At 74.3% G+C, this 16,379-nt stretch carries 14 protein-coding genes; 9 read left to right on the forward strand and 5 right to left on the reverse strand.

Annotation, left to right across the window (positions count from 1 at the left end; translation table 11 throughout):
• Positions 1-68: 68 nt before the first annotated feature.
• The gene (locus FIC82_RS14815) at positions 69-1,304 is read right to left on the reverse strand and encodes a multidrug effflux MFS transporter (RefSeq protein WP_253691205.1); all 1,236 of its coding nucleotides are present in this window, start codon (positions 1,302-1,304) and stop codon (positions 69-71) included.
• Positions 1,305-1,437: 133 nt separating this feature from the next.
• Between FIC82_RS14815 and FIC82_RS14820 the strand changes: the two genes are divergently transcribed.
• Positions 1,438-2,205 carry an SOS response-associated peptidase gene (locus FIC82_RS14820; RefSeq protein WP_154799020.1) on the forward strand — a complete coding sequence of 256 codons (768 nt, stop codon included), beginning with the start codon at positions 1,438-1,440 and terminating at the stop codon, positions 2,203-2,205.
• A 42-nt stretch (positions 2,206-2,247) separates the two neighbouring features.
• On the opposite strand, the gene FIC82_RS14825 is transcribed toward FIC82_RS14820, so the two are convergent.
• Entirely contained in the window at positions 2,248-3,336 is a 1,089-nt protein-coding gene (locus FIC82_RS14825) for an adenylate/guanylate cyclase domain-containing protein (RefSeq protein WP_168731934.1), read from the reverse strand.
• Between the two features lie 104 nt (positions 3,337-3,440).
• On the reverse strand, positions 3,441-4,355 hold the full coding sequence (locus FIC82_RS14830) for a biotin--[acetyl-CoA-carboxylase] ligase (RefSeq protein ID WP_154799021.1): 915 nt from the start codon (positions 4,353-4,355) through the stop codon (positions 3,441-3,443).
• Between the two features lie 246 nt (positions 4,356-4,601).
• On the opposite strand from FIC82_RS14830, the gene FIC82_RS14835 reads away from it, so the two are divergent.
• From FIC82_RS14835 to FIC82_RS14870, 8 genes are all read left to right on the forward strand, one after another.
• On the forward strand, positions 4,602-6,173 hold the full coding sequence (locus tag FIC82_RS14835; protein ID WP_216610064.1) for an acyl-CoA carboxylase subunit beta: 1,572 nt from the start codon (positions 4,602-4,604) through the stop codon (positions 6,171-6,173).
• Between the two features lie 49 nt (positions 6,174-6,222).
• Positions 6,223-6,741, forward strand: coding sequence for a hypothetical protein (locus FIC82_RS14840; RefSeq protein WP_154799022.1), 519 nt, complete (start codon positions 6,223-6,225; stop codon positions 6,739-6,741).
• Positions 6,738-6,995, forward strand: a complete 258-nt coding sequence (locus tag FIC82_RS14845; protein ID WP_168731936.1) for an acyl-CoA carboxylase epsilon subunit — start codon at positions 6,738-6,740, stop codon at positions 6,993-6,995. Before FIC82_RS14840 ends, FIC82_RS14845 begins: the two co-directional genes overlap by 4 nt.
• Positions 6,971-7,798, forward strand: coding sequence for a hypothetical protein (locus FIC82_RS14850; protein WP_154799023.1), 828 nt, complete (start codon positions 6,971-6,973; stop codon positions 7,796-7,798). Before FIC82_RS14845 ends, FIC82_RS14850 begins: the two co-directional genes overlap by 25 nt.
• A gap of 10 nt (positions 7,799-7,808) precedes the next feature.
• The gene (locus FIC82_RS14855) at positions 7,809-9,551 is read left to right on the forward strand and encodes a DUF885 domain-containing protein (RefSeq protein ID WP_168731937.1); all 1,743 of its coding nucleotides are present in this window, start codon (positions 7,809-7,811) and stop codon (positions 9,549-9,551) included.
• Between the two features lie 80 nt (positions 9,552-9,631).
• The gene (locus FIC82_RS14860) at positions 9,632-10,549 is read left to right on the forward strand and encodes an AEC family transporter (RefSeq protein WP_154799024.1); all 918 of its coding nucleotides are present in this window, start codon (positions 9,632-9,634) and stop codon (positions 10,547-10,549) included.
• A 59-nt stretch (positions 10,550-10,608) separates the two neighbouring features.
• Positions 10,609-11,268, forward strand: a complete 660-nt coding sequence (locus FIC82_RS14865; RefSeq protein ID WP_168731938.1) for a Maf family protein — start codon at positions 10,609-10,611, stop codon at positions 11,266-11,268.
• Between the two features lie 196 nt (positions 11,269-11,464).
• Positions 11,465-13,264, forward strand: a complete 1,800-nt coding sequence (locus FIC82_RS14870; RefSeq protein WP_253691206.1) for an acetyl/propionyl/methylcrotonyl-CoA carboxylase subunit alpha — start codon at positions 11,465-11,467, stop codon at positions 13,262-13,264.
• Positions 13,265-13,739: 475 nt separating this feature from the next.
• Here the strand turns inward: FIC82_RS14870 and FIC82_RS14875 are convergent, their stop codons facing one another.
• The gene (locus FIC82_RS14875; protein WP_168731939.1) at positions 13,740-15,050 is read right to left on the reverse strand and encodes an MFS transporter; all 1,311 of its coding nucleotides are present in this window, start codon (positions 15,048-15,050) and stop codon (positions 13,740-13,742) included.
• A gap of 58 nt (positions 15,051-15,108) precedes the next feature.
• On the reverse strand, positions 15,109-16,311 hold the full coding sequence (locus FIC82_RS14880) for an MFS transporter (RefSeq protein ID WP_154800358.1): 1,203 nt from the start codon (positions 16,309-16,311) through the stop codon (positions 15,109-15,111).
• Positions 16,312-16,379: the final 68 nt, after the last annotated feature.

Consider the following 16,379-nt stretch of genomic DNA (forward strand, 5'->3'; position numbering starts at 1 on the left):
CGGGGCTTTCCAGCCCGGAGACGCGGGGGCTCGGGTGGGTCGACGAGCGTGCGGCCTGCCGGTGGCCGTCAGACCGGGGTGTGCCAACCCCCGCGGCGGAACGCGGGCGTGGCGAACGCCAGGACGAGCAGGGACGCGACGACGGCGCCGAGCATGACGGTCGCCATCGCCACGGCGTCGCCCCCGAGGACACCCACGAGCGGGCTCACGAGCCCGGCGACGCCGGACTGGAACGCCCCGATGACGGCCGCGGCCGTGCCCGCGATCTCGCCGTGCCGGGTGAGCGCGAGCGCCGACGCGTTCGCGGGGATCATGCCCTGCATCGACAGGACGAGGAACAGGGCGGCGACGATGCCGACGATCCCGCCGGCGCCGGTCACGGCGACCACGAGGAGCCCGACGGCGAAGACCCCCTGCACGACGAGCGCGGTCCGGAGCAGGCGGACGGGCGCGACCCGGCGCACGAGCGCGGCGTTCGCCTGCGCGGAGAGCACGAGGCCGATCCCGTTGACGGCGAAGAGGAGCGCGAACTGCCCGTGGCTCAGCCCGTACCCCTCCTGGAGGACGAACGGCGACCCGACGACGTAGCTCATGAGCACGGCCTGGCCGAGGCCGGGGAGGACGGCGAGCGCGACGAAGTGGCGGTCGCGCAGGAGGCTCGCGTAGCCGCGCAGGACGGTGCGCGCCCCGGCGGGTCGCCGCCGCTCGAGCGGCAGGGACTCAGGCATCCAGAACAGCACGATCGCGCCGAGCGCGAGGCCGCCGAGCGCGAGGACCCAGAACACCGCGCGCCACGAGGCGTGCGACCCGATGAACGAGCCGATCGAGGGTGCGAGCAGAGGCGCGAGCCCGATGACGAGCATGAGGCGCGAGAGGATGCGCGCGGCGTCCGACCCGGTGAAGCGGTCGCGGATCGCGGCGATCGCGACGACGGAGGCGGACGCGTTGAAGAACCCCTGGAGCACGCGCAGCCCGATGAGGATGCCGATGTTGGGGGCGAGCGCGCACAGGAGCGAGGTCACGACGTGCAGCGAGAGCCCGACGAGGACCGGCAGCCGCCTGCCGTACCGGTCGGACAGGGGCCCGATGACGAGCTGGCCGACGGCGCCGCCGAGCAGCATCCCCGACAGCGTGAGCTGCGCGAGCGAGTCGGGAGCGCCGAGCTCGGCTCCCACCTCGGGCAGCAGGGGCAGGTACATGTCGACCGTGAGCGCGGGGAGCGTGGCGAGCGCGCCGAGCAGCAGCACCCAGCGGGCGGACGATCTCGGTCGGGGCACGGCGGGGTCGACCGAGGAAGAGGGCATGGCGTCCATCGTATCGATTCGAGTCGAGGGAACCCGCCCGCGCGGGAGTGAGTCTCCTCTCCCCGCCTCGGCCCGCGCACGGCCCGCCGACGACCGCTCCGCACGTGTGGGTGGCGTGCGGCAGGCTGGGGGCATGTGCGGACGCTATGCCTCCTTCCGGGACGCGCAGGACCTCGCGGACGAGTTCGCGATCGCGGACATCGCCGACGACGCGCGGCTCCTGCCCCCGTCGTGGAACCTCGCGCCGACCGACCCGGTGCGGATCGTCGTCGAGCGTGCGGCGAGGGACACGGGCGAGGTCCGGCGCTCGCTGCGCCTGGCGCGCTGGGGCCTCGTGCCGTCGTGGTCCAAGGACCCGAAGGGCGGCGCGCGCATGATCAACGCGCGCGCGGAGTCGATCCTCGACAAGCCGGCGTTCGCCAAGCCGTTCGGCGTGCGCCGCTGCCTGGTCCCCGCGGACGGGTACTACGAGTGGCGGGTCCTGCCCGACGGCGCGTCCCCGGCCGGGTCCGCGGGCTCCGCGCCGCGCCGCGGCAAGGTCCCCAAGCAGCCGTACTGGATCACGCCCGGCGACGGCGAGAGCGCCGCGTTCGCGGGGCTCTACGAGTTCTGGCGCGACCGGACCAAGGCGGACGACGACCCCGACCGCTGGCTCGTCTCGACGACGATCATCACGACGGACGCGGCGCCGTACCTGGCCGAGATCCACGACCGCATGCCGCTCGCCCTGCCCTCCGACGCGTGGGACGCGTGGCTCGACCCGGCGGTCGACGCCCGAGGAGCGGCCGACCTGCTCGGGCTCGGGGGCCCGCACGACGACGTCCCGATGGTCGCGCGCGAGATCTCGACGCTGGTCAACTCGGTGACGAACGACGGGCCCGGCCTGCTCGAGGCCGTCTGACGCCTGGGCGCACGAACACGCCGGGACGCGAGGGCGCGGCCGTCAGCCGCGGTAGGCCCACTGCAGGCGCACCGGCTCGATCGTGCCGAGCCCTTGCACCTCGGTCTCGGGCTGCGCCGTGAGCGCGAAGCGCTGGTCGCTCGCGAGCAGACCCGCGGTCTGACGGTCGACGAGGACCGTCGTCGGCTCGGCGATGTCCACGAGGCGCGCGGCCAGGTTGACGCTCGGCCCGAACACGTCCCCGAACCGCGAGAGCACGCGACCCCACACGAGGCTCACCCGGACGGGGGGCACGTCGACGTCCTCCTCCCTCCCGCCCGCGGCGGCCAGGCCGAGCGCGACGCGTGCGCCCGTGGCGACGTCGTCCGCGACGTAGAGCACGGCGTCGCCGATCGTCTTGACGACGCGCCCGCCCGCGGCCGTGATGACGTCGCGCGCGCTCGTCTCGAAGAGCTGGACGAACTCCGCGAGCTCGCTCGACCCGAGCCCGCGGGTCCGCTGCGTGAAGGAGACGATGTCCGCGAACCCGACCGCACGCGGGAGCGGGAGCTCGTGCTCGTCGACCGCGGTGGCCCGCGCGTCCGAGAACTCGACCGCGAACCGCCCGGCGACCGCGGCGAGCTGGCGGCGCCACGCGTGCAGGAGCTGCTCCTCGAGGACGGGCGCGAGCTCGGGAAGCCGGTCGAGGACGAGCAGTCGCGCGCTCGTGTCGTCGAGGTCGAACCGGCGCGTCAGGTGCTCCACGAGCGCCTCGACCTGCCAGAGCACGAGGCGCTCGGTCGTGTGTCCCGTGGACCGGATGAGGGTCGTCAGGGCGCGGTCGTCGAGCCGCTCCGTCTCGGCGAACGCGAACACGTCCGCGAGCGCCTGCGCGTCCTTCTCGGTGAACGCGTGCTCCTCGCCCTCGGTGAGCGGGAGGCCGAGCGCCTGCCAGTAGGCGCGCACGCGCTGCTCGTCGACGCCCGCGCGTTCTGCGAGCCGCTCGACGGTGAGGGTGCGGGGGCCGCCCAGCAGCGCCTCGTCGAGCACCGCCTCCGTCGCCTCGGTGTCCGGGGCCGGCTCGCCGCCCTCCCCGCCGTTCGGGGACGGGGCGGTGGGGACGGGCTCGTTCTGCTCAGGGTCCGCGGGCACCCGGCGATCCTATTCCTCGGCCCGGGCGAGATCGGCGGTCGCGCGCGAGGTCGGCGGTCGTGACCGCCGATGTCGTCCCGGACTGCCGATCTCGCCGCGCACCGTCAGCCGTGCGGGCGCAGGTGGTGGACGTCGCCGCTGTGGTGGACGCTCGTCGTGCCGTCGTCCGCGCGTACCACGAGGCCGCCGTCCGGCGCGAACCCGGTCGCGAGCCCGACGACGTCGCCCCCCGCGACGCGCTCGACGCGCACCCGGGTGCCGAGCGTGGCGCTGATCTCGGCACAGTCGGCGTCGAGCCCCGCGGCGTGCGTGTCGCCGCCGGCGTCCTGCCAGCGCCCGAGGATCTCGCCGAACGCCTCGTGGAGGGCGACGAGCAGGACCTCGCGGTCGGTCGTCGCGGCGTCGGCGAGAGCGAGCGACGTGGCGGTGGGCACCGGCAGCTCGTCGCGCTGCTGCGAGACGTTGAGCCCGACGCCGACGACGACGCCGCCGTCGGGCAGCACCTCGGCGAGGATGCCGGCGACCTTGCGGAGGGGGGCCGGGTTACCGGCCCCCGGCGCCGCGACCTCCTGCGGGGCCGGCGCGGTGCCCGCGTCCGGCACGAGGACGTCGTTCGGCCACTTGACGACGGCGTCCACCCCGGCGGTCGCGCGCAGCGCGCGGGCGGTCGCGAGCCCGGCGAGGAGCGGGAGCCAGCTCAGCGCCTCGCGCGGCACCTCGGGGCGCAGGAGGAGCGAGCCGAGGAGTGCGGCGCGCGGCGGTGTCGTCCACGAGCGCCCCAGCCGACCGCGTCCGCCGGGCTGGTGCTCGGTGACGACGAGCGCGGGCGCCGGCCACGCGTCCGGGTCGGCGGCGACGGCGCGCGCGAGCTCGGCGTTGGTCGAGGCGGACTCGGCGACCACCTCGAGCCGCGCGAGCGGCCCCGCGGGGGTCACCAGGAGCTCCCGGAGGAACTCCGCGCGCAGCGGAGGGCGCCGCTCGCCGTCGGGCCGGGACTCGTCGTCGCGCTCGCTCGCCATGCCCGCCATCCTCCCGCACGCGCCCCGCCCGGCGCGCGCACCGCACCAGGGCGGGCCTGCCCGAGGGCGGCGACGCAACGCGCGAGGCTTTGTCGACACCCACCAAGACCCGCCCCGGGCGTGCTGGCGTCGCCCGCATCGAGTTGGTGCCACCCGCCAACTAGGCTCGGGTCCGTGACGGACTCTGCGACCACCTCGCCCGCGACGCCCGAGGCCACCCCGACATCGCCCGACGCGCCCCACCTCGTGGGCACCGCGGCCAAGCTCGCCGACCTCGACCGTCGCCGCGCCGAGGCGACCGAGCTGCCCGAGGAGGCGGCGCGGACCAAGCAGCACGCGCGCGGCAAGAAGACGGCGCGCGAGCGCATCGAGGCGCTGCTCGACGAGGGCAGCTTCGTCGAGCTCGACGCGTTCGCGAAGCACCGTTCGTACAACTTCGGGCTGGAGAAGAAGCGCCTGGCGGGCGACGGCGTCGTCGTCGGGCACGGCACGATCGACGGCCGCCAGGTGTGCGTGTACTCCCAGGACTTCACGGTGTTCGGCGGGAGCCTCGGCGAGGTGCACGGCCAGAAGATCACGAAGGTGCAGGACCTCGCGCTGCGTACGGGCGTCCCGCTGATCGGCATCTCCGACGGCGGCGGCGCACGCATCCAGGAGGGCGTCGCGGCGCTGACGCAGTTCGCCGAGATCTTCCGCCGCAACGTCGCGTCGTCGGGCGTGATCCCGCAGATCTCGCTCATCCTCGGCCCGAGCGCGGGCGGCGCGGTGTACTCCCCCGCGCTCACCGACTTCATCGTCATGGCGGACAAGACGTCGAACATGTTCATCACCGGCCCGGACGTGATCCGCGCGGTGACGGGCGAGGACGTCGGCTTCGAGGAGCTCGGCGGCGGTCTGACGCACAACGAGAAGTCCGGCGTCGCGCACTACCTCGGCGCGGACGAGGACGACGCGATCGACTACGTGCGCCACCTCGTGTCCTACCTGCCGCAGAACAACCTCTCGGACGCGCCGTCGTTCCCGCCCGAGGACGTCGATCTCGACGTCACCGAGGAGGACCTCGAGCTCGACGCGCTCGTGCCCGACTCGGACTCGCAGCCGTACGACATGCGCACGGTGATCGAGCACGTCCTCGACGAGGGCGCGTTCCTCGAGGTCCAGCCCCTGTTCGCCAAGAACGTGCTCGTCGGGTTCGGGCACGTGGAGGGCCAGTCGGTCGGCGTCGTCGCGAACCAGCCGCTCGCGATGGCGGGCACGCTCGACATCGACGCCGCGGAGAAGGCGGCGCGGTTCGTGCGCACGTGCGACGCGTTCAACATCCCCGTGCTGACGCTCGTGGACGTCCCCGGGTTCCTCCCGGGCGTCGACCAGGAGCACCAGGGCATCATCCGCCGCGGCGCGAAGCTCATCTACGCCTACGCCGAGGCCACGGTCCCGCTCGTCACCGTCATCACGCGCAAGGCGTACGGCGGGGCGTACATCGTCATGGGCTCCAAGCAGCTCGGCGCGGACGTCAACCTCGCGTGGCCGACGGCGCAGGTCGCCGTCATGGGCGCGGGCGGCGCGGTGAACATCCTGCAGCGCGCCGCGCTCAAGCGGGCTGCCGACGCGGGCGACGACGTCGAGGCGGAGCGCGCCCGGCTCGTCGCCGAGTACGAGGACGCGATCGTCAACCCGTGGGACGCCGCCGAGCGCGGGTACGTCGACGCGGTCATCCGTCCGTCGGAGACGCGCGTGCAGGTCGTGCGCGCGCTGCGGGCGCTGCGCACCAAGCGCGCGAGCCTGCCCCCCAAGAAGCACGGCAACATCCCGCTGTGACCACGAGCGACCACGAGCACCCGACGCACCGCACGAGGGAGGACCAGGAATGAGCCACGAGGACGCCACGCACGGACCTGCTCCGCTCGGCGCGGTCGACCCGGCACCGATGCACGCCGCGGTCGACGCCCTCGCCGCGGCGCTGCACGAGTACGTGGAGACGGCGGTCGGCGTGCGCGCCGAGTTCGGGGCGTCGGAGGCCGACGAGGACCCGCGCGTGCTCGCGCTCGAGAACCGGGTCGGCGCGCTCAACGCCCGCCTGTTCGACGAGCTGCACGGAGCGCTCGGCATCCACGCCGACCTCACGTCGTCGGTGTGGGACCCGCAGGACGAGGCGGCGGTCGACGACGAGGACGCCTCCCCGGCGGACGTCCACGACGACACGTTCACGCTCGACTACGTCGTCATGACCCGTCCTGGCGGCCCGGACCTCGACGACGTCCTCGGCCTGCTCGACCGCTGGGGGCACGAGGCCCGCGAACGGCTCGTCGATGCCGGGTACGCGGTGCCCGAGTGGGGGGTCGGGCGCGGCGAGGACGACCACGAGCACGAGGAGGACGACGAGTGAGCGAGGAGCGTCCTCCCGCGAGCGTCCGCGTCGTCCGCGGCGCCCCGGACGAGCTCGAGGTCGCCGCGCTCGTCGCGGGCCTCGCCGCGGCGGCCGCCGCGAGCGGCCTGCCCGACGACGTCGCGCCCGTCGACGAGTGGACCAACCGTGCGCGGGGGCTGCGCGGCACCGGCGACGGCGCGACCGCGAAGAGCTTCGGCGGGCGCTCGGGTCGGCACAACGCCGACTCGTGGCGCTGGAGCCTGCGCTCGTGACGGCGCCGGCCGGGTCGCCGCGCGTCCGGCGCCTGCCCGAGCGGGCCGTGCTCGTCGAGCTGTCCGGCTCGGCCGACGCGGTCGAGACCGACCCGGAGTCGCTGCCGGAGCACGCGCCCGTCGCGGCGTGGCGCCGCTGGGGCTGGGCGGTCGCGTTCGTGCCGACCGTCGCGCTGCTCGTCTACCAGCGGCTCGCGACCGGTCGCGGGTGGTCCGTCCCGGAGGCGGTCGTGGTCGTGGCGACCGTCGGGCTGCTCGTCACGGCGCTGCTCGCGCTCGTGCGCTACCAGGACGACCGCGTCGCGGCGGGGCTCGCACGCGGGCGCGCCGCGTTGCTCGCGGCGCCCGTCCGCGCGACCGGGACGCTCCTGCTCCCCGGCGACGCTGCCGCGGGCCCGACGGCGGACGCCACGGCGGGCACCGCCGACGGCACCCGGACGGGCACCCCGGCAGGCAGGGGGACGAGAGCAGCGACGGCGGGGCCCGAGGTCCTGCGGTCGACGCTGGTCGTGACCACCGCGTCGGGCGCGAGGACCGCGCGGCCGGCCCGCGTCGTCGTCCCCACGGGTGCGGCCGGCCCGCGCCCGGGCGACCCCGTCGCCGTCTGGCACGCCGCGGACGACGCGGAGGCGACCGGGGTGCTCCTGGTGCGCTACCACCGTGCGTGGGCGGACGACCTCGTGGCGACGCTGCGGGGCCTCACCGACGCCGCTCCCCCCGAAGACCCTTCGGGGGACCGCGCAGCGGACGGCCGCGGCGAGCGTCCCGAGAATCCGGCAGACCCGCGGCAGGGCGCCGAGTAGTCTCGTCCGGGTGAGCGACACGACCACCACATCCGCCGGCGCACCCGCCGGGAGCCCTGACCGCACACCCACCGCGATCGACGCCGTCGCCGAGGCCTACGTCACGCGGATCGCCGAGCTCGACCCGATCTCCGCGACCGCGATGGGCCTGTCCGGCTACGACCACCTCGTGACCGACCTCTCGCCCGCCGGGCACGACGCGCGGGCCGACGCCGACCGCGCGGTGCTCCGCGAGCTCGACGGCCTGGAGCCGGTCGACGACGTCGACCGCGTCACGCTCGCGGCGATGCGCGAGCGCGTCGGCCTGCAGCTCGAGCTGCACGAGGCGGGCGAGCCGCTCGCGAGCCTCAACAACATCGCGTCGCCCGTGCAGGAGCTGCGCGACGTCTTCGACATCATGCCGACGGGCACGGTCGAGGCGTGGGAGAACATCGCGGCCCGCCTCAACGGCCTTCCCGGCGCGATCGACGGCTACATGGCGTCGCTCACGGAGGCGGCGTCGCGCGGCAACGTCGCCGCGATCCGCCAGGTGCGGATCGGCGTGCAGCAGTCGCGCGAGCTCGCGGACGCGAAGGGCTCGTTCTTCACGACGTTCGTCGCCGGTCCCGAGGCGAACGCCGTGCTCGACGACTCCGCGGCGTGCTCGCTCGTGCGCAAGGAGCTCGAGCACGGCGCCGCCGCGGCGCGCGAGGCCTACGGCCGCCTCGCGGACTTCCTCGAGACGACGCTCGCCCCGCAGGCCCGCGAGCAGGACGCCGTGGGCCGCGAGCGCTACGCGCTCTTCTCGCGCACGTTCCTCGGCGCCGAGGTCGACCTGGACGAGACGTACGCGTGGGGGCTCGAGGAGCTCGCGCGCGTCGTCGCCGAGCAGGAGGAGATCGCGCGCCGCATCGCCGGACCTGGCGCGAGCGTCGAGGACGCCGTCGCGGCGCTCGACGCCGACCCGGCGCGCACGCTGCACGGCACGGACGCGCTGAAGTCGTGGATGCAGGAGACGTCGGACGCCGCGATCACCGCGCTGAACGGCGTCCACTTCGACGTCCCGACCCCGGTGCTCGACCTCGAGTGCATGATCGCGCCGACGCAGACGGGCGGGATCTACTACACGCCGCCGAGCGACGACTTCTCCCGGCCGGGCCGCATGTGGTGGTCGGTGCCGTCGGACGTCACGGAGTTCAACACGTGGCGCGAGAAGACGACGGTCTACCACGAGGGCGTCCCGGGCCACCACCTCCAGTGTGGCCAGGCCGTGTACGCGCGCGCGACGCTCAACACGTGGCGCCGGCTCGCGTGCTGGGTCTCCGGCCACGGCGAGGGCTGGGCGCTGTACGCGGAGCGCCTCATGGCGGACCTCGGGTTCCTCGACGACGACGGCGACCGCCTCGGCATGCTCGACGCGCAGCGCATGCGTGCCGCGCGCGTCGTGCTCGACATCGGCGTGCACCTCGGCCTGCCCGCGCCGGAGCAGTGGGGCGGCGGGACCTGGGACGCCGACAAGGCGCTCACCTTCCTGCGCGCCAACGTCAACATGCCCGACTCGTTCGTGCGGTTCGAGCTCGACCGCTACCTCGGCTGGCCGGGCCAGGCGCCGTCGTACAAGGTCGGGCAGCGCCTGTGGGAGGCCACGCGAGACGAAGCCCGCGCGGCCGCCTCGGCCCGCGGCGAGGCGTTCGACGCCAAGGCGTTCCACGCGCGCGCGCTGAACCTCGGCTCGGTGGGCCTGGACGTGCTGCGCGACGCGCTCTCCTCGTGACCCGGCCGTCGGCACGGCCCGGGTCGGCCTCGCGCCGGCCCGGGCCGACCGGCGTCGGTCCCGCCTCGGGGACCTGACGTATGGGCGCCGTCCTCACCGGTTTCGCGATCATCGCCGTGGTCGTCGCGGCCGGGTACGTCACCGCGCGTCTCGGCATCGGCGGACCCGACGCGAGGACGGCGCTCAACCGCATCGGGTTCTTCGTCGCGAGCCCCGCGCTGCTGTTCACCGTCCTCGCGCGGGCCGACGTCGGCGCGCTGGTCCAGGCGCCGCTCGCCGTCGCGGCGGCGTCGGCCGTCGCGACCGCGGGCGTGTTCGTCCTCGTCGACCGGCTGTGGCTCCGGCTCCCCGCCCCCGAGGCGACGATCGGCGCCGTCGGCTCCGGCTACGTGAACGCGAACAACATCGGCCTGCCCGTCGCTGTGTACGTGCTGGGCGACGCGACGGCCGTCGTGCCGGTGATCCTGCTCCAGCTCCTCGTGCTGGCTCCCGTGACCCTGCTCGTCCTCGACGCGACGACGAGCGGGCGGCTGTCCTGGCGGTTCGTCCTCGCCCAGCCCGTGCGCAACCCGATCATCCTCGGGTCGTTCGCGGGCGCCGTCGTCTCGCTGACCGGATGGACGCCCCCCGTGGCGGTCATGGCACCGCTGGAGATCCTCGGCGGGGCCGCGATCCCCATGATCCTGCTCGCGTTCGGCATGTCGCTGCACGGCACGCGCCCGCTGCGGCGCGGCGAGCCGCGCGCCGCGGTCGGGGTGGCGAGCGTCGCGAAGCTCCTCGTCATGCCCGTCGTCGCGTTCGTCGTCGCCCGGCTCCTCGGGCTCGACGACGCCGCGGTCGCCTCCGCCGTCACGCTCGCCGCGCTGCCCACCGCCCAGAACGTCTACAACTACGCGGCACGGTTCGGGCGGGGCGAGATCCTCGCGCGCGACACGATCCTCGTCACCACGCTCGGCTCGCCGGTCGTCCTCGTCGTCGCGGCGCTCCTCGTCGCGTAGGGCCGCTCCAGGCGCTTCCCCGCCCGGTCGCGCCGGCCCTCGCCGGGTAGTCTGCGCGGGTGCTCCGACTCGTGCTCGCCTCCCGTTCCCCCGCCCGCCTCGCGACGCTGCGCGCGGCCGGCGTCGAACCCCTCGTGCGCGTCTCCGGGGTCGACGAGGACGCGGTCCTGCGGGCGGCTGCCGCGGAGCGCGGCGGGCTCGACCCCGTGGAGGCGGTGCTCGTCCTCGCCCGCGCCAAGGCGGAGGAGATCGTGCGCACCCTGACCGAGGCCGGGCCCGGCGCCGCGATCGACGACCCCGTGCTCCTCGTCGGGTGCGACTCGATGCTCGAGCTCGACGGCGAGGTGCTCGGCAAGCCCGCCGATGCCGACGACGCCCGCTCGCGCTGGCGCGCGATGCGCGGCCGGGCCGGCGTGCTGCACACCGGACACTGGCTCGTCGACCTGCGACCGGAGTCGGACGGCGGGACGGGCACCGCGACGGGGGCCACGAGCTCCACGACCGTGCACTTCGCCGACCTCACCGACGACGAGATCGACGCGTACGTCGCGACCGGCGAGCCGCTGCACGTCGCGGGCGCCTTCACGGTCGACGGCCTCGGCGGTCCGTACGTCGAGCGCATCGAGGGCGACCACCACGGCGTCGTCGGGATCAGCCTCCCGCTGCTGCGCTCGCTGCTCCGCGAGGCCGGGGTCGCCTGGCACGAGCTGCGCGCCTGACCCGACGCGACCATCCTCGGTCGTCTGCGCTCGTTGTGGGTGCCGGACAACCCTACGCGCCGGGCGAGGCCCAGGAGCGCGCCGCTATGGAGGTTTCCTCCAACCGCCCCGCATGCGCCTTGGCATCTTCTCCAATCTTGTCCGGTACCCGGCCCGGGAGCGTGATCGGCGCGGCGCGCACGCGTTACCGTGAGCCGTGCCCGCGAACCCCACCCGCCCCCTGAGCAAGGTCCTCGTCGCCAACCGTGGCGAGATCGCCGTCCGGATCGTCCGTGCCTGCGCCGACGCCGGCATCGCGTCCGTCGCGGTGTACGCCGACCCCGACCGGCAGGCCCCGCACGTGCACCTCGCCGACGAGGCGTTCGCGCTCGGCGGTGCTCGGGCGGCCGAGACCTACCTCGACATCGCGAAGCTGCTCGACGTCGCGCGCCGCTCCGGCGCGGACGCGGTGCACCCCGGGTACGGCTTCCTCGCCGAGAACGCGGAGTTCGCCCAGGCCGTGCTCGACGCCGGCCTCGTCTGGATCGGGCCGCCCCCCGCCGCGATCGACGCGCTCGGCGACAAGGTGAGCGCGCGCCACATCGCGCAGCGCGCGGGCGCCCCGCTCGTCCCCGGCACGCCCGACCCGGTCGCCGACGCGAGCGAGGTGCACGCCTTCGCCGCCGAGCACGGGCTGCCCGTCGCGATCAAGGCGGCGTTCGGTGGCGGCGGGCGCGGCCTCAAGGTCGCGCGCACGACGGACGAGATCGACGAGCTCTTCGACTCCGCGGTCCGCGAGGCCACCGCGGCGTTCGGCCGCGGCGAGTGCTTCGTCGAGCGCTACCTCGACACGCCCCGGCACGTCGAGACCCAGTGCCTCGCGGACGAGCACGGGACCGTCGTCGTCGTGTCGACGCGCGACTGCTCCCTGCAGCGCCGCCACCAGAAGCTCGTCGAGGAGGCCCCGGCGCCGTACCTCAGCGCCGCCCAGGAGGCCGAGCTCTACAAGGCGTCCGAGGCGATCCTGCGCGAGGCCGGCTACGTCGGTGCGGGCACGTGCGAGTTCCTCGTCGGCGCCGACGGCACCATCTCCTTCCTCGAGGTGAACACGCGCCTCCAGGTCGAGCACCCGGTGTCCGAGGAGGTGACCGGCATCGACCTCGTCCGCGAGCAGCTGCGCATCGCCGCGGGTGAGCCGCTCGGCTACACGTCGACGCACGTGCGCGGCCACTCGATCGAGTTCCGCATCAACGGCGAGGACCCCGCCGCGAACTTCCTCCCCGCGCCCGGCCGCATCACGCGCCTGCGCTTCCCGTCCGGCCCCGGCGTGCGCGTCGACTCCGGCGTCGCCGAGGGCGACACGATCTCCGGCGCGTTCGACTCCATGATCGCCAAGGTCATCGTCACCGGCGCCACGCGCGAGCAGGCCGTCCAGCGGGCCCGCCGCGCGCTGCGCGAGCTCGAGGTCGAGGGCATCCCGACGGTCGTCCCGTTCCACCGCGCCGTGCTCGACGCCGAGGCGTTCGTCCCCACGGACGACGAGCCGTTCCGGGTGCACACCCGCTGGATCGAGACCGAGTTCGCCGACCGGCTCGCCGCGCTCGCGCCCGCCCCGGCCGCCTCCGCCGACGAGGACGACGAGCCGCTCGCGACCGAGCGCGTCGTCGTCGAGGTCGGCGGCAAGCGCCTGGAGGTCGTCCTCCCGGCCGGTCTCGGCATGGCCGCGGGACGCGCGCGCAGCGCCAACGCCGCCCGTCGGCCCGCTCGACGCAGTGCCACGAAGGCGAACGGCGGCGCCTCCGGCACGACGCTCGCCTCCCCCATGCAGGGCACGATCGTCAAGGTCGCCGTCGCCGACGGCACCCAGGTCGCCGAGGGCGACCTCGTCGTCGTCCTGGAGGCGATGAAGATGGAGCAGCCCCTCCTCGCCCACCGCGCCGGCACCGTCCGCTCGCTCTCCGCCACCGCCGGCGCGAGCGTCAGTTCCGGCACGGCCATCTGCGAGATCGTCGACTGACCCGCCGCGCCACCGTCGAGCCCGGTGCATCACCCGCGTGGTCGGGGCGCCGGGCTGGGCCAGTTTTCACGACCCGCGTGGTCGGGTCGGGTGGCCGGGGTGCCGCGCTGTCGGCGCAACACGCTCGTGGTTCTTCCGACGAGCCTGTGCTCGCACTCGCCGTGAGGCTTCCGGCCGCCCCGCGTACGACGGCGAGGCGTCCGGCACTGGTACACGCCGGCCCCGCCTGGACCGGGCGGGGCCGCCGGACCCCGGCCGCGGGTCGTGCGGTGACGGACAGGACGAGCGGTGGGGTCGGACCGTGTGCGAAGGACGTCAAGGGCGCACTCCGAGAACCCCCACCCGACAGACCAGGGTGACGGTGCGCCAGTCCGAGCACACGGTCCGACCCCACCGCGGACCCGACCACGCGGGCCGTAGACCCCCATCCGACCGCGTGGGCCGGAGACCCGACCCACCGCGGACGAGGTGGTTTCTAGCCGTGCTGGGCGGCGGCACGGATGGCGCGGCGGCCTGACGGCAGGGCGACGGCGACGGTGATGACGAGGAACATGAGGATCCCGGAGACGACGAGCAGCGACTCGACGGTGAAGCGGTCCGCGAGGGGGCCGAAGACGACCATGCCGAGCGGCATCGAGACGGCCATGACGATGCCGACGAAGCCGAAGACGCGGCCCTGACGCTCGGGCTCGACGGTCTCCTGGAGGACGGTCATGGAGGTCGTCGAGAACGGCGGCACGGAGAGGCCGAGCAGGAACATGAAGACGAAGAAGACCCACATGTTCGTCGAGAGCCCCATCGCGACGGACAGCACGCCGAAGACGAACGTCGACCCGACGATCATGGCGATGCGGTTCTTGAGCCCGCCCCAGGTCGCGAGGAGCACGCCGCCGAGCAGCATGCCGACGGAGAAGGCGACCTCGTTCACGGTGAGCTTCCAGACCTCCTCGCCGAAGGTCCGGGCGACCATGAGCGGGGTGAGGTACGACGGCGCGACGATGAGCAGGAACACGACGGCGTAGAGACCGAGGACCCACCGGACGAACGGGTGCGTGCCGAGGTAGCGGAAGCCCTCGACGAGGTCGTCGAAGTACCCTGCCCGCTCGCCCGCCGCGGCGTGCGCGAGCGTCGGGACGGGGACGAGCAGGAGCAGCCCGATCCCGACCACGGCGGTGACGACGTCGATGAAGAACACGGACACGATGGACGTGCTGGCGTACACGGCCGCGGCGACCGCCGGCGCGAGGAGCATCATCGCGGACTGGATCGATTGGTTGATCCCGTTGACGCGGAGCAGCTTGCTGGTCGGGACGATCTGCGGGAGGAGGGCCGCGACGGCGGGGGTCTGGATCCCGGCGCCCGTGGAGCGGATCGCGAGCGCCCCGTAGATGAGCCAGAGGTCGTCGGCGCCGCCGAGCATGAGCAGCGCGAGCGCGAGGGTCGTCACGGCGATCGTGCCGTCCGCGGCGATGACGAGCGCCTTGCGGTTCACCCGGTCCGCCCACACGCCGCCGAAGATCGAGACGACCGCCTGCGGCAGGAACCCGAAGAGCGTGCTCAGCGCGAGCACCGCACCCGACTTCGTCTCGATCGTCAGGTGCCACATGACGGCGTACTGCACGAGCATCGAGCCGAAGAGGGAGACCGTCTGCCCGGAGAGGAAGATCGCGGTGTCCCGCCGCCACCGGGGCTTGGCGAGCGTGTCGTCGACGGGAGCGTCGGGCTCCGCGCCGTCGGAGACGTCGGCGGTGGGGGCGTCGGTGTTCTCGTACGGCGTATGGCTCACCCGCACATCCTGACGGCCGCCACCCACACGGTCCACGGAATTCGCCGACGGCGGACGGTCAGTCGGCCACGGGCACCTCGCCGGCGTGGGCGATGTTCCCGAGCCGGCGCCACACGAGGGCGAGCGTGATGCCCGCGCCGACGAACGCGAACCAGAACGGGGCGGTGATCCCCCACGCCTGGGCGAGGACGCCGCCCAGCGCCTGCCCGACGACGCTGCCGCCGAACACGCAGACCAGGTACACCGAGCCGACGCGACCCTGGAACTCCGTGGGCACGGCGCGCTGGCGGATCGTGTTGGACACGGTGCCCCAGACGAACGCGTACGCCCCGAACACGACCATGATCGCGAGCGCGACCCAGCCGGTCGTGGTGAGCGCGAGCGCGAGGTGCATGACGACCTCGAGCGAGAGGCACACGCGCATGATGGTCGACAGCCGCAGGTGGCGCTCGAGCCACCCGAACGACGCGATGCCGATCACTCCCCCGACGGCCGACGCCGTCGTGAGGAGGCCGAAGCCGACCTCGCCCATGTCGAGGTGGTCCAGCGCGTACTTCACGAGGACGCCCCACGGCGCAGCCCAGGTGACGTTGAAGGCCAGGATGACGAGCGCGAGCGTGCGGACCGGCGCGTTCCCGAGGATCCACCGCACACCCTCGGCGATGTCCTGGCGCACGTGCGTCTGCGTCTCGCGCACCCCACCGGGCTGCGTCGCGATGCGGCCCACGAGCACGACGGCGAGGGCGACGCACACGACCTGGACGACGAACGGCCAGACCGCCCCGAGCGCGAACAGGAACGCGCCGACGGGCGGCCCGAGGAGCTGGTTCGCGGTGAGGAACCCGGCCTGCAGCCGCGCGTTGCCGGTGCCGAGGTCGCGTGGCTCGACGAGCATCGGGAGCAGCGTCTGGGACGCGGAGTCGGCGAACACCTCGGCGACCCCGTAGAGGAACGTCACGGCGAGCACGACGCCGATGCTCACGTGCCCGGTCGCGATCACGACGCACAGGGCGACGACGACGAGTGCCCGCAGCGCGTTCGCGACCATGACGACGACGCGCCGGTCGAGGCGGTCGGCCAGCGCCCCGGCCCAGAGGCCGAACAGGAGCCAGGGCAGCTGCTGCAGGAGCGCCGCGAGCGCGACGAGGAACGCGGAGTCGGTCTGGGACGCGACGAGCAGCGGACCTGCCGCCAGGGCGATGCCGTCGCCGACGTTGCTGGTCCACGACGACGACAGCAGCCAGCGGAAGCCGGTGCCCATGCGCCGGGGCGCGACGATCTCTCCGAGCCTGCTCACAAGCGGAGAAGCGTACGCGGTGCGGTCGTCCA

The organism is Cellulosimicrobium protaetiae (assembly GCF_009708005.2).
GTDB classification, from domain to species: Bacteria; Actinomycetota; Actinomycetes; order Actinomycetales; family Cellulomonadaceae; genus Cellulosimicrobium; species Cellulosimicrobium protaetiae.

What these genes read in the sequence shown, in the direction of transcription:
- FIC82_RS14820 (WP_154799020.1), top strand. Translation starts at nt 1,438, where the DNA reads ATGTGCGGACGCTATGCCTCCTTCCGGGACGCGCAGGACCTCGCGGAC.
- FIC82_RS14880 (WP_154800358.1), bottom strand. Translation starts at nt 16,311, where the DNA reads ATGGGCACCGGCTTCCGCTGGCTGCTGTCGTCGTCGTGGACCAGCAAC.
- FIC82_RS14840 (WP_154799022.1), top strand. Translation starts at nt 6,223, where the DNA reads ATGAGCCACGAGGACGCCACGCACGGACCTGCTCCGCTCGGCGCGGTC.
- FIC82_RS14860 (WP_154799024.1), top strand. Translation starts at nt 9,632, where the DNA reads ATGGGCGCCGTCCTCACCGGTTTCGCGATCATCGCCGTGGTCGTCGCG.
- FIC82_RS14830 (WP_154799021.1), bottom strand. Translation starts at nt 4,355, where the DNA reads ATGGCGAGCGAGCGCGACGACGAGTCCCGGCCCGACGGCGAGCGGCGC.
- FIC82_RS14815 (WP_253691205.1), bottom strand. Translation starts at nt 1,304, where the DNA reads ATGCCCTCTTCCTCGGTCGACCCCGCCGTGCCCCGACCGAGATCGTCC.